The sequence below is a fragment of the Streptomyces phaeofaciens genome (genome assembly GCF_014648915.1).
Classification (GTDB): Bacteria; Actinomycetota; Actinomycetes; order Streptomycetales; family Streptomycetaceae; genus Streptomyces; species Streptomyces phaeofaciens.
On record NZ_BMSA01000002.1, the window covers coordinates 265,901 to 278,982 of the forward strand.

Annotated in this window: 11 protein-coding genes; 7 read left to right on the forward strand and 4 right to left on the reverse strand. The window is 72.5% G+C overall.

All coding sequences use genetic code 11. The features are described 5' to 3' along the window. The first annotated feature begins 37 nt into the window (after nucleotides 1-37). On the forward strand, nucleotides 38-589 hold the full coding sequence (locus IE275_RS04705; RefSeq protein ID WP_189707836.1) for a hypothetical protein: 552 nt from the start codon (nucleotides 38-40) through the stop codon (nucleotides 587-589). Here IE275_RS04705 and IE275_RS04710 read toward each other — a convergent pair. Beyond that, nucleotides 586-1,956 carry a M14 family metallopeptidase gene (locus tag IE275_RS04710; RefSeq protein WP_189707838.1) on the reverse strand — a complete coding sequence of 457 codons (1,371 nt, stop codon included), beginning with the start codon at nucleotides 1,954-1,956 and terminating at the stop codon, nucleotides 586-588. The two genes, IE275_RS04705 and IE275_RS04710, sit on opposite strands and share 4 nt — an antisense overlap. A 309-nt stretch (nucleotides 1,957-2,265) precedes the next feature. Here IE275_RS04710 and IE275_RS04715 point away from each other — a divergent pair, with 309 nt between their 5' ends. The 4 genes from IE275_RS04715 to IE275_RS04730 all read left to right on the forward strand — a co-directional run bounded on the left by IE275_RS04715 (nucleotide 2,266) and on the right by IE275_RS04730 (nucleotide 7,763). Continuing rightward, a complete protein-coding gene (locus tag IE275_RS04715) occupies nucleotides 2,266-4,776 on the forward strand; it encodes an ATP-binding protein (protein WP_189707841.1) in 2,511 nt (836 codons plus the stop codon). Nucleotides 4,777-4,820: 44 nt separating this feature from the next. After that, nucleotides 4,821-5,783 carry an anti-sigma factor RsbA family regulatory protein gene (locus IE275_RS04720; protein WP_189707843.1) on the forward strand — a complete coding sequence of 321 codons (963 nt, stop codon included), beginning with the start codon at nucleotides 4,821-4,823 and terminating at the stop codon, nucleotides 5,781-5,783. A gap of 93 nt (nucleotides 5,784-5,876) precedes the next feature. After that, nucleotides 5,877-6,368, forward strand: a complete 492-nt coding sequence (locus IE275_RS04725) for an ATP-binding protein (RefSeq protein ID WP_189707845.1) — start codon at nucleotides 5,877-5,879, stop codon at nucleotides 6,366-6,368. Nucleotides 6,369-6,437: 69 nt separating this feature from the next. Continuing rightward, nucleotides 6,438-7,763, forward strand: coding sequence for an Nramp family divalent metal transporter (locus IE275_RS04730; protein ID WP_189707847.1), 1,326 nt, complete (start codon nucleotides 6,438-6,440; stop codon nucleotides 7,761-7,763). Between the two features lie 30 nt (nucleotides 7,764-7,793). On the opposite strand, the gene IE275_RS04735 is transcribed toward IE275_RS04730, so the two are convergent. After that, on the reverse strand, nucleotides 7,794-9,047 hold the full coding sequence (locus IE275_RS04735; RefSeq protein WP_189707848.1) for a hypothetical protein: 1,254 nt from the start codon (nucleotides 9,045-9,047) through the stop codon (nucleotides 7,794-7,796). Between the two features lie 93 nt (nucleotides 9,048-9,140). After that, entirely contained in the window at nucleotides 9,141-9,650 is a 510-nt protein-coding gene (locus tag IE275_RS04740; RefSeq protein ID WP_189707850.1) for a SigE family RNA polymerase sigma factor, read from the reverse strand. Nucleotides 9,651-9,768: 118 nt separating this feature from the next. Here IE275_RS04740 and IE275_RS04745 point away from each other — a divergent pair, with 118 nt between their 5' ends. After that, the gene (locus IE275_RS04745) at nucleotides 9,769-10,152 is read left to right on the forward strand and encodes a hypothetical protein (RefSeq protein ID WP_189707852.1); all 384 of its coding nucleotides are present in this window, start codon (nucleotides 9,769-9,771) and stop codon (nucleotides 10,150-10,152) included. A 77-nt stretch (nucleotides 10,153-10,229) separates the two neighbouring features. Here the strand turns inward: IE275_RS04745 and IE275_RS04750 are convergent, their stop codons facing one another. Beyond that, on the reverse strand, nucleotides 10,230-11,921 hold the full coding sequence (locus IE275_RS04750; protein ID WP_189707854.1) for a chitinase: 1,692 nt from the start codon (nucleotides 11,919-11,921) through the stop codon (nucleotides 10,230-10,232). A gap of 242 nt (nucleotides 11,922-12,163) precedes the next feature. On the opposite strand from IE275_RS04750, the gene IE275_RS04755 reads away from it, so the two are divergent. After that, nucleotides 12,164-13,030 carry a hypothetical protein gene (locus IE275_RS04755; RefSeq protein WP_189707856.1) on the forward strand — a complete coding sequence of 289 codons (867 nt, stop codon included), beginning with the start codon at nucleotides 12,164-12,166 and terminating at the stop codon, nucleotides 13,028-13,030. Nucleotides 13,031-13,082: the final 52 nt, after the last annotated feature.

The following is a 13,082-nucleotide window of genomic DNA, read 5'->3' on the forward strand; positions in this document are numbered from 1 at the left end:
TGTGTCCGGCACAGGATCTTCGACCATACTGCCCGCTGTGGAGCAGCGCATAGGTTCGAGCAGCCAGCCCCTGGAGGGCGCCGGATTCGACCCGGCATTCATCCCCGGGCTCACGTCGCCCGTGACCGCGGAGCCGGAGGACAAGGCGCCCGCCGAGGACGCCGAGGACGCCGAGGGCGTCGGGTCCGAGGAGGCGTCGGCCCCGGCGGAGGAGTCCCCCGCCGAGGACGAGTCGTCGGACGGCCCCGTCTTCGAGGCATCCGACCGCCGCGCGCGGATCAGCGCCGACGCCAGGGGCGTCCGTCTCCGACTCGACGAGGAGGCGTGCGAGTTCCGCTGGGACGAGATCGGCGCCGTCGAGACGGAGGCGCCGCGGTTCGGCAAGCGATTCACCATCACGGTGCACACCCCTGACCGCCGTTGGTACCCGATCGAGATCGAGGCGACGGCCAGGAGCCGCTTCAAGGAGTGGGAGGACCAGCTGGACGCGGTCCTCGACGCCTACTTCGAAGAAGGGGGCGCCGAGGACGAGGCCGAGGACGTCACGGAGACGGACGTCGCCGAGAAGGACGTCGCCGACAAGGACTAGGCGCAGTACTGGGCCTGCTTGCCGATGGACCGGTACATGCAGTCGGCGTTCTCCAGGAGTTGCAGCACCGCGTCCTTGTTACGGGCCGTCTCCCGCTCGATGACCTCGTCGGGCGGGTAGAACCCACCCCCGGACGCCGATCCCGGGTACATCTCGAAGGTGTACGAGAAGATCTTGTGCGAGCCCCAGAGATAGTCGTCGATCGACCCGTCCGTGATGTACAGGTCGCTCGCCTGCTCCGGCGTGTAGCCGTTGCTCGCGGCCATCGCCCGCCCGATGGTGGCGAACGCGTTGCGGTCGTCGGCCGTCATCCCGGTGGTCGTGTCGGCGGTGGTGTACCCGAAGGGCCACAGCACCAGCTGGCTGTACGTGTGGAAGTCGATCCCGGCGGTGATCTGCTGCTTGCCGCCGACGACCCGGCTGCGCACGAAGTCGGCGACGACCTTCACCTCGGGCGCGGACTCGGCGGCCGTGCCCCGGTAGGTCTCCGACGACGTCGAGCCCGAGGAACCGCCGCAGCAGCCCCACCGGTAGGCCCAGTTGCGGTTGAGGTCCGTACCGACGGCGGAGGAACCCGAGTTGGGCTGGCGGTTCTTGCGCCATGAGCGGTAGGAGCCGGTGGCGATGTCGTACTCGCCGCCGTCCGGGTTGAGGTCGGGGACGATCCAGATCTCGCGGCCGTTCACCATGCTGGTGACGCGGGAGTCGGAGCCGTAGCCCGCGCCGAGTTCACGGATCAGATAGAGCGCCATCTCCACGGTGAGGTGCTCGCGGGCGTGCTGGTGGTGGGTGAACAGCACCTCCGGCTCGGCCTCGTCGGTGGCGACGTTGTCACTGATCTTGACGGCGACGATGTCCCGGCCCTGGTACGACTTTCCGATCACCCGCTTGCTCATGATGCCCGGGTAGGCCGCGATGCGCTGGTCGATCTCCGCCGTCATCTCCGCGTAGTTGTGGTAGCGGGAGTCGGCGGAGGGGAAGTCGAACAGCCGCACCTCGTCCTCGGCGACCCGGTTCGGCGCGGAGCCCAGCAGGGACACCTCGTACCCCTGGGAGCGCAGCTTCGTGATCTGGTCGGCGCGGCCCGAGACGACGACGGTCTCCTCGTCGGCCTCGTCGACGCTCACCCCGGACGCCGCGATCGCGGTGCGCATCTGCGGGGTGCTGTGGTGGATCCGGATCTCGTACTGACGGATGTCGTCGGCGGAGGCCGTCGGCTTCGAGGCGCTGCCCGCGGCGGCGTCGGTGGCCGTGGCCGTCAGTGGTGCCGCGAGGGCCAGGGCCAGCAGGGCGGCGAGGGCGGCGGACCTTCTGCCGCCGCGGGCGCTTGTGGCGCCGGAGCCTGAGCCGCGGATGCGAAGTCGCATGAGATCTCCTTGTGGGGAGGGGAAGTGTGGGGGGTGGTGCTGCTTCCGTGCGACGTGCTGTGCGCTTGCTGTGCGGCGGTACGGGTGCCGCTCATCGTGAGCGCATGGCATGTGCAGGTCAAGAGAGGACAAAGAGCCGCTTGGCCTGAATCATGCGGATGAAGGCCGCGCAGTGTACGCATGACCACGCCTTTCGGCGCGATCCACGGCAAAGTGCACCCACCCGTGTGACCTGAACGTGCATATATGTACGGCCCGGGGAAGCCTGAGGGTCCGCATGAACGGACCCCCTCAGAGGACTGGCTGATCATGGGTGGATCAGCGCCGCGCCGGGACTGGCACCTCCCGGTGGAGACGACCAGTTTCGTCGACCGGCGGACCGAACTGGCCGAAGGGCGCGAGCTGTTGGCGAGGGCCCGGTTGGTCACCCTGACCGGCCCGGGCGGCGTCGGCAAGACCCGTCTGGCCGGCCGCATCGCGGCCCGCGTTGCCCGCGCCTTCCCCGACGGCGTCCGCTTCGTCCACCTCTCGGGACTGCACGACCCGGCCCTGGTCCCGCACGGCGTGGCCGACGCCCTCGGCCTCCACGACCACTCCGACCGCCCGCCGCTGGAGGCGCTGGCCCAGCGCCTGCGGGACCGCCGGCTGCTGCTGGTCGTCGACAACTGCGAGCATCTGCTCGCCGCCTGCGCCCAGCTGGCCGCCGCGCTCCTGCGCGGCACGACCGGCATCCGCATCCTCGCCACCAGCCGTCACCGGCTCGGGCTGACCGAGGAGCACCTCATGGACGTACGGCCGCTGCCCGTGCCCGACCCGGACGGCGACCTCTCCGCCGCCGACGGCTACCCGGCGCTCGCGCTCTTCGCCGACCGGGCCGCCGCCGTGGTCCCCGGCTTCCGCCTCACCGCGGCGAACCGGGCGTCGGTCGCCCGCCTCTGCCGCCGCCTCGACGGCCTCCCGCTCGCCATCGAACTGGCCGCCGTGCGGATGCGCGTCCTCGACGTCGACCAGCTCGTGGCCCGCCTCGACGACCGCTACCGCCTCCTCACCGGCGGCAGCCCCGCGGTCCTGCCCCGCCACCAGACCCTGCGCGCGGCGGTCGACTGGAGCCACGCCCTGTGCGACCCGCGCGAACAGCTGGTCTGGGCCCGGCTGTCGGTACTGGCCGGGAGCTTCGACCTGGAGACGGCGGAGGCGGTGTGCGCGGGAGCGGACGGGGCGGCCACCGCCACCGCCACCGTCCCCGTCACCACCAGCGCCACCGTCCCCGTCGCCACCAGCGCCACCGCCACCCTCCCCGTCACCACCAGCGCCACCGCCACCGATTCACGAGCCGACGCGGCGGCGGAACGCGGTACCCACGCCGCCGGCGACCGGGCGCCCTCCCCCCGCCTCCACCCCCACGACGTCCTGGAAGCCGTCGCCGGGCTGGTCGACAAGTCCGTGCTGTGCCGCGAGACCGGCCCGGCCGGCGGCGTCCGCTACCGCCTCCTCGACAGCCTCCGCCACTACGGTCTCGAACGCCTGCGTGAGCAACCGGGGGAGGAGCGGGCCACCCGCACCCGGCACCGGGACTGGACCCAGCGCCAGGCCGCCGCCCACGAGCGCGCCTGGTTCGGCCCCGGCCAGCCCGCCATCGTCGCCCGCCTGCGCGCCGACCGCGACAACATCCGCGCCGCCCTCGACTTCAGCCTCACCACCCCCGGAGAGGCTCTCGCGGGACTGCGGCTCGCCGGCACCCTGTGGTTCCACTGGCACGCCTGCGGAGCACCCCGTGAAGGCCGCTACTGGCTCGACCGCGCCCTCGACGCCAACCCCGGCCCCACCTCCGAACGCGCCCGCGCCCTGTGGATCGCGGGCCTGCTGGCCGGCTGCCCCGAGGACCTCACCCGTGGCCGGCACCGCGCCGAACAGGCCCGCGACCTCGCCCACCGCCTGGGCGACCGGGCGGAGGCGGCGCACGCCGACTACGTCGTCGGCGTCATCCGTCTCTTCAGCGACGATCTCACCGGCGCCCTCGACCACTTCCGCACCGGCGTCGCCCGCGGCCCGCTCCCCGGCCAGCACCTCAGCCTCGTCGGCCTCGACCGGGTCGAACTCGCCTGCGCCCTGGCCTTCCTGGGCCGCGCCGACGAGGCCATCGACGTCTGCGAGGAGACCCGCCGGCTCTGCGCCGCGCACGGCGAGCGGTGGGTGCTGTCGTACGTGGAACGCATCCTCGCGCTCGCCCACAGCGTGAAGGGCGACCGGGACCGGGCGGAGGCGCACGGCCGGGAGGCCCTGCGGCTCAAGCTCGCGGTGCACGACGTGCTCGGCATGGGACTCACCCTCGACCTGCTGGCCCGGATCGCGGCCGAGCGCGGCGCCCACGACCGGGCGGCCGTCCTGCTCGGCGGTGCCGACCGCGCCTGGGCCGACGTCGACCGTGACCGCTGGGGCTCGGCGGCCCTCAACGCCACCCGCCGGGCCGGCGAGGAACGCGTCCGTGAGGCGCTCGGCCCCGCCGCCCTGCGCCGGGCCTACGACCGGGGCGCCGCCCTCGCCCTCGCGGACGTCGTCGCGTACGCGCTGGACGAGACCGAGGGCGAGCCGCCCGCCGCGCCCGAGCGGCCCGCCGCCGGACCGCAGCCCGGTGTCCGCCTCACCCGCCGCGAGACGCAGGTCGCCGCACTGGTCGCCGAGGGACTCGCCAACCAGCAGATCGCCGACCGCCTGGTGATCGCCCGCCGCACCGCCGAAGGGCACGTCGAACGCATCCTCAGCAAGCTCGGCCTCAGCAACCGCAGCCAGATCGCCGCCTGGGTGACGGCCCAGCGGTGACCGCCCCGCACTCCACCCACCCACCCGCACCCATGGGGGACCCCATGACCACCCGACCCGCCCGGCCCACCGCCCTCCAGCCCGCCGCCGTCCGCCCGGCCGCCGCCGCGCCACCGCCCGTGCAGGGCACCTTCGACCACCGGATGGCCGTCTTCGGCACCGACGAGGCGTTCGTCGCCGCCGCCCTCCCCTTCCTCACCGAGGGTCTCGCCGCCTCCCACGAGCCGCCGCCCCTCGCGATCGTCGCCCCCGACAAGCTGGACCTCCTGCGCGACGCCCTCGGCACCACCGCGAAGGACGTCGGCCTCCTCCCGCACACCGACTGGTACACCGGCTCGGCCGCCAACGCCGTGGCCCGCGCCGCCCGGCACCTCGCCACCCAGGCCGGCCCCGGCGGCCGCTGCCACCTCCTCATGGAACCCGTGTGGAACGGCCGCGCCGGCCGCTCCCCGCGCGAGAGCACCGAGTGGATCCGCTACGAGGCCCTCGCCAACCTCCTCTTCGCCCCCACGGCGACCACCGCGATGTGCGTCTACGACACCCGCACCGCCGGTGCCGTCGTCGTCGAGGCGGCCCGCCGCGCCCACCCGGACACCGGCGTCTACGCGGACCCGTTCGAGATCGCCGCCGAACTGGACGCCGTACCGCTGGCGCCCGTGCCGTCCGAGGCCGAGCTGCTGCCCGAGCCGGTGCCGGAGGCGGTGCGCGGCTGGGCGGCCGCGCGGGGGCTGGGGCCGGCCGACGCGGAGCTGTTCGCCACGGCCGTCGCGGAGGCGGCCGGCCTCGGCCCGGTGACCGGCGCCCTGCTGTGGGGCGAGGCCCCCGGCTGCTGCTGCGAACTGGGCCTGGCCCGGCGCGTCGACGACCCGCTCGCCGGGTTCGTGCCGCCCGGCACCGCCGCCCCGGAGCCCGGCCAGGGCCTGTGGTTCGCCCGCCAGGTGTGCGCGTACGTCGACGTCCGTGCCGCGGCCGGCGGGGGCACGTCCGTACGCCTTCAGTACGGGTGAGCCCCCGCGTGTACCCCGGTGGTACTACGGGCGGGTACGGAAACGGGTAGTCCTCCCCGTGCGCGTGAGGCCCGGGGAGGGCACGCTGACCTCATGCTGCGACTCTCCGGGGGAGACCCCCTCCCGGACCCCCACCCTCAGTACGGCGCGTACCCCCAGCCGCCGTTGGGAGCCGGTCATTCGAGCATCGAGTACGAGCCCCGGCCCGCCGCCGTCCGCGAGGCCCGCGCGCAGGTGCGCGGGCAGCTGGAACGGTGGGGGCTGGGGGAGCGGGACGACCTGGTCGACACGGCCGAGCTGCTGGTCAGCGAGCTGGCCACCAACGCCGTGCTGCACTCCGCGAGCCGCTTCAGGCTCACCCTCTTCGCCGCGCACGGCACGCTGCGCTGCGAGGTCGCCGACACCGGCCGGCACCCCCCGGAGTTACGGGAGGCGGGCGACGCGGAGAGCGGCCGGGGGATGTTCCTCGTGGACGCCCTCGCCCGGGGCTGGGGCTGCCACCGGGACGGGCCGGGCAAGACCGTGTGGTTCGAGCTCGGCACCTGCGGCTGCGACGGCTGCGGCCGGCGGCAGCCGTCGCAGTAGCAACCACTTCGGGTGGAGATCGTGCCCGCCCCCTTGCCGGACCGGCCGCTTTGGGCTTTCTTGACCTTCATGGCGGACACCACGGGAAACCCCACGGACACCGAGGCACCATCCGGCATCGACAACCCCACCCCCCGCAAGGCGAGTTGGAAGTACATCGGCCCCGGCATCGTCGTCGCCGCGACCGGTGTGGGCGCCGGCGACCTGGTCGCCACGCTCATCGCGGGCAGCAACTTCGGCTACACCCTCCTCTGGGCGGCGGTCGCCGGCTGCCTGGTGAAGATCTCCCTGGCGGAGGCGGCGGGGCGCTGGCACCTGTCCACCGGCCGCACCCTCTTCGACGGCTGGGCGAGCCTCGGCCGCTGGACGACGTGGTTCTTCGTCGTCTACGTCGTGATCTGGGGCTTCGTCTACGGCGCGGCCGCGATGTCGTCGAGCGCGCTGCCGCTCCAGGCGCTGTTCCCCGACGTGATGGACCTCGAATGGTGGGGCATCGCGTGCGGGCTGGTCGGGCTGGTCTTCGTCTGGTTCAACAAGTACGCGGTCTTCGAGAAGGTCATGACGGTCCTGGTGGGTGTCATGTTCGTCGTCACCGTCTACCTGGCGATCCGGGTCACCCCGAACCTCCCCGACGCCCTCGCCGGCCTGCTGCCGGTACTGCCCGACGAGAAGGACTCCGTCCTCAACACCCTCGGTCTGATCGGCGGCGTCGGCGGCACCGTCACACTGGCCGCGTACGGCTACTGGGTCAACGCCAAGGGCTGGACCGACACCGGCTGGATGAAGGTGATGCGCCTGGACAACCGCGTCGCGTACCTCACGACCGGCATCTTCGTCATCGCCATGCTCTTCGTCGGCGCGGAGCTGCTGCACTCGGCGAACGTGGCGATCGCGAGCGGCGACAAGGGGCTCGTCCAGCTCGGCGACATCCTGGAGGCCGAGTACGGCGGGGCGACCGCGAAATTCTTCCTGATCGGCTTCTTCGCCACCTCCTTCACCTCCCTGATCGGCGTCTGGCACGGCGTCAGCCTGATGTTCGCCGACTTCGTGGAGCGCTTCCGGTCCCAGCAGGCGGCCCGCGGCGAGAAGGTCGCCTCGGGCGAGCGCGAGCGCTCCTGGCCCTTCCGCGCCTACCTCCTCTGGCTGACCTTCCCGCCGATCGTCCTGCTCTTCCAGGGCCAGCCCTTCCGCCTGATCATCCTGTACGGCGTCCTGGGCGCGGCCTTCCTGCCGTTCCTGGCGGGCACGCTGCTGTGGCTGCTCAACTCCTCCCGCACGCCACGCCAGTGGCGCAACGGTCCGCTGAGCAACACGATGCTCGCGCTGGCCGGGGTGCTCTTCCTGGTGCTGTGCGTGAAGCAGGTCTGGGACCAGCCGTGGTCGGAGTTCTTCTGACCGCGCGTCCGGTCCCATTGCCTTCGTCCGTCAGTCCTCCGTGCTCGTCCAGCGGGGGCTGAGTGCGATGTCCCGCAGCTGCGCCATGGTGAGCGCGGGCTTCGCGCGGGTCGCGGCCTTGGTCTGGTCACCCGTGTTGAAGGCGCTGACGACCACCCGCAGTCCGTCCTTGCGCAGCGTGTCGACGGTCCACATCACGACCCCGGCCCCGCCCTTCTCGCCCGGCTCCTGGCGCGTCGCGACCCGGGTCCCGTCGGGGAGGGTCTCGGCGCCGGAGCCGAAGAGCTGTCCGGCGTCGGCGGACATGCCGGGCTGCACGTTGACCTGGACGAGGCCCTTGCCCTTGCCGTCGTCGACGACGAAGGATCCGTACCCGTCCTGGCTGACCCCCGCGTCGCGGTCGAGGCCCTTGGGCAGCAGGAGGGCGAGCTTGCGCATGACCACGTAGTCGGGCATCAGCGCGCCGCCGCCGTGTCCGCCCGCGGAGGCCGTCGGGCGCTCCTCCTCGGGAATGGCGTCGATGATCCGGCGCCATACGCCGTCGGCGGCCACCTTCTTCAACTGGGCCGTGGTGAGAGGGGGTTCGGGCCGGGAGACGGGCTCGCCCTTCTCCGCCGGGGCGTTCCACTCGATGAGGCTCACATGCTGCCCGGCCGGGGTGACCAGGTCCGCGCCCCACGACTTGGTGTCCTCGCGGCGGTCGGAATACTCGTACCCCTGGTAGACGGTCACCGCGGACCCGTCCGGCAGCAGTCCGCTCTCGCAGCTGTCGAGGTCCCCCTGCCCGTCCTCGGGGCAGGGCATCACCTGGGCGGAGGGATCGATCTTCCCCGCGTCCGCCGGGATCCGGTCCAGGCCCAGGGAGAGGGACGCCGGACCCTTGCCGTCGTCGAACACGCCCACCGCGAGCGGCGGCAGCTCCTCGTCCGTTCCGCGCGACTCCGTCTCGGTGAACGCCCCCTTGGGGAGCAGCTTCACGAGGGCGCGGACGACGTCGTCGCCGGAGTAGGACGTCGTCGCGGCCTTGCTGCCGTTCCCGGCGAGGGAGGGCGGGGACGCGTCGGGCGTGCCCCCGGGGAGGAGGAGGGATCCGCCCACCCCCACGAGGGCGAGGGCCGCGACGCTCCCCACGATCGCGGCGCGGCGCTGCACCTGCATCCGCCGGCCGCGCCGCGCCCCGGCGGCGGTGAGTTCGGTACGGGGGGAGTCGAAGGCGCCGCCCGTCCGGTGGAGAGCTGCGGAGAGCCGGTCCTCGAAGGGGTCGTCGGGCTGGTGTGCGGGCATGGTGAACCACCGTTTCCACGAGCGGGTGATGAAGAAGTCGAAGGTCGGGTGCTGTGCGGGGACGGGGCCGGGGCCCGGCGCGGGGCGGGCGGCTCAGGGCCGCGCGTACTCGCCGATGTCCTCGCCGAGAAGCTCCCGCAGCCGGCCGAGCGCGCGCGAGCAGCGGGTGCGCACGGCGGCGGAGCTGGCGTTCACGGCGCCGGCGGTCTCCTCGATCGAACGGTCCTCCCAGTACCGCAGGACCACGACCGCCCGGTCCTTCGCGGGCAGCCGGGCCAGGGCCTGGAGCAGGGTGAGCCGCAACGGGGTGTCCGTGCCGCTGCCGTCGGGGACGTCCGGGAACGCCTCCACGGCCCGTTCGCCGCTGCTGCGCCGCCGCCGGTGGGCGAGGAAGGTACGGGTCAGCACGGTCTGCGCGTACGCGGCCGGGTTGTCGGCCCGGGAGACCCGTGCCCAGCGGACGTACACCCTGCCGAGGGTCTCCTGGACCAGATCCTCGGCGAGATGGGTGTCCCCTGCCGTGAGCAGACACGCGGACCGGTACAGATGCCCGGCACGCGCCGCCGCGAACTCGGCGTACTCGTCCGCACGGGCCTGTCTCATGCGTGCTCCCCCTCAGTCGCCGTACGTCGTCCTCACCTCATTGATGCGGTGGGGGAGGGGAAATGTTTCACGGGGGACGGAAAGAGGGGGCACAGGGACGGCGGGGTAGGTTGCCGGGGTGACTGAGCAGCCCCCGCCGCCCCCGGCGACCCCTCCGGGATTCGGCCCGCCCCCGCCGCAGTACGCCCCGGAGGGACCCCAGTACCTCCCGCCCGGCCAGGCCCTGCCCGAGTTCCTGGCGGTCGACCGGCGCAACTCGATCGTCGTCGACGCGTCGGGCGTCGCCTTCGAGATGTACGACATCACGGTCGAGTTCACCTGGCCGGAGATCCGCAGCGTCCACTACAAGGGGAGCGACGACGGCAAGTCCCTCATGGTGGCCGTGGTCCACCTGGACGGCCGCGTCTTCGAGGGCATCGTCCGCGCCAAGCCGAGGGAGCGCCTCCAGGCCTGGTTCGCCCACCTGGCCTGGGTCCTGGGGTACTACCGCCCGACGGGGTGACGTGGGGTACCGCCGACGGCCGCCCGGGGACCTGAGACCGGTCCCCGGGCGGCCGTCGGCTCACCTCACGCCGGGGTTCACGGCAGCGCGTGCACGTGCGGCCCCACCGCGTTCGACCACGCGTTGCCCGCGGTCGCGTCCCAGTTCGTCGACCACGTCATCGCGCCCCGCAGGTCGGGATACGTCCTCGACGGCTTGAAGGAACCGCAGTTCGTGCCCTTGGCCAGGCAGTCCAGGGCGTTGTTGACGATCGTCGGGGAGACGTACCCGCTGCCCGCCCCGCGCGTGGAGGCCGGCAGGCCGAGGCCCACCTGGGACGGGGCCAGGCCGCCCTCCAGCTGGATGCAGGCGAGGGCGGTGAGGAAGTCCACCGAGCCCTGCGAGTACACCTTGCCGTCGCAGCCCAGCATCGAACCGCTGTTGTAGTACTGCATGTTGACGACCGTGAGGATGTCCTTCACGTTCAGCGCGGTCTGGAAGTACGTGTTCGACGTCGACTGCATGTCGATCGTCTGCGGCGCCATCGTCAGGATCATCGACGGCCCCGCCTTCGCGGACAGGGAGCGCAGCGCCTGGCTCATGTAGGTCGCGTTGAGCCCGTTCTCCAGGTCGATGTCCACGCCGTCGAAGCCGTACGTCTGCATCAGCGTGTACACCGAGTTCGCGAAGTTCGTCGCGGAGGCGGAGTCGTTCACCGCGACCGTGCCGCGCTCGCCGCCCACCGACACGATGACCTTCTTGCCGGCCGTCTGCTTCGCCCTGATGTCCGCCTTGAACTGGTCGACGGTGTAGCCGCCCAGTCCGGCGGAGTCCAGGTTGAAGGTGACCGCGCCCGGGGTGGTCGTCGCGTCGGCGAAGGCCACGGCGATGATGTCGTACTGGGCGGGCACGTCCGAGATCTTCTGGACCGTGGCGCCGTTGTTGAAGTTCTGCCAGTAGCCGGTGACGGCGTGCTTGGGCAGGGAGCCGCCGCCCCCGCCGCCGGTCGCCGTCGTCGTCCCCGTCACGGCGGCCGACTTCACCGACTCACCGGCCGCGTTGGTCGCCGTGACCTGGAAGCTGTACGCCGTCGAGGCCGCGAGCCCGGTCACGGTGGCGGACGTGCCGGTCACCGCCGTCACCTTCGTACCGGCGCGGTACACGTTGTAGCCGGTCGCGCCGGAGACGGCGTTCCAGGCCAGGGAGACGGAAGAGGAGGTCGTGCCGGAGACGGTCAGGCCGGCCGGCGCGGAGGGGACCGTGGGGGCGGGGTCGGTGCCCCCGCCGCCGTCGGGGCCGAACACCGAGACGTCGTCGGCGTAGTAGGCGGCCTGGCCGTACCAGCCGTGCGTGTAGACCGTCACCGAGGTCGTCGAGGAGCCCGTGGTGAAGGTGGTCGTCAGCTGCTTCCAGGAGGCGGAGTCGGGCGTCCAGGTCGAGACGTCGGTGGTGCCCGTGCCGGTCACCCCCAGGTAGGTGTAGCCGCCCTGCACCCAGGCGCCCAGCGTGTACGTCGAGTTGGGCTTCACGGCCACGGTCTGGGAGCACCGGGCGTTGTCCTGGCCGGCCGGGGTCGCCTTGAGCGCGCCCGCGCCGGCGTGCGTGGGCGAGGAGACGGTCGTACCGCTGCCCGCCGAACAGGTCCAGTTGGCCAGGCCGGACTCGAAGCCGGCGTTCTTCGCGTTGTTGACGTCCGCGGCGGACGCCTGAGCCGCGCCCGCCAGGGTGAGGGCCAGGGCGGCGGTCACCGCGCCCGACCACAGTCGTGTCGATCTTTTATGTGGGGACATGACAACAAGTTGGTCCAGACCAATTTAATTGTCAAGGGATCCGTATGTGGAGGGTCGGTGTGCGCAACCTGCCCCGGTTTGCCGTGGCTTGCGCGAAGAACAGTTGCCTACCAGCTACGGAAAGCTGTTCTCCGGCCACAGGGGCGTGGTTACAGTGCTGAGGTAGTCACGCAATGAAGTCACCCCGGTGCGCCGGAGTAACACAACCGGTGGGCCGGACCGCGGGAATCGGGGAGCTGCGCGTGCCAACTGCCGTTGCCGTGACCGGCGCCGACCTGGCGCTGCCGCCGCAGGACGAACGGACCCTGCCCGCCGCCGTGCTCGCCGGCCTGGACCGGCAGCCGCTCGAGGCGGCCCTGACCGCCGTCCAGACACTCGTCGAACAGCACGGACACCTCGTCGTGGTGTACTCGCGCGGAGTGCCCGCGGCCGTCGAGCGGCGACTGCACACCATCCGCGCGCTCCTGGAGAGCGACCGCATCGCACTCTTCCGCCCGGACCTGCCCCCGCTCGGAGTCGCGGTCCTCGCCCGCCAGCTGCGCCAGCTCGCCTCCTGCGACCTCGGCCCCGGCGTCCTCGCCTCGGCCGGGCGGCTGCTCACCCACTACATCCACGCCGGCGCCCTCCTCGGCTCCGTCGCCCGCCTCGACCGCGTCCCCGTCGTCGGCCTGAAGTCCCATGCCAGGTCCTGGGTCCCGGGCAGCCAGTTCGGAGTGCTCGCCCATCCGCAGCCCGCACTGGTGAAGGCCGGACCCGACGTCACCCTGCCCGGCCCCGAGTTCGGGACCTGGATGCTCGTCGGGCGCGGGCAGCTCCAGTCCGACTGGGTCACCGCGACCCTGGCCCCCGCCTGGCAGGTGCAGGGCCTCAGGGAGACCGAGGCGCCCGCCGAGTCCGCGAACTGGTGGGGCACCGGCAAGCTCGTCGAGTTCTGCGCCTATCTGCCCGACCTGTCGGTCCTCTACCAGCTGGTCGCCTCGGTGCGGCAGAGCGTCTGCCACTGGTGCGGCATCGACGTCATCGGGGACCGCTGCGTCTTCTGCTCCGCCACCCCGCCGCCCCCCGCCGAACTCACCGCCCGTCCCCTCCGCGCTCTCACCACAGGCTGAAACGCCGGACCACCGTCCCGCTCGACCCGACCCCCAACGAGGTTGCACGGTT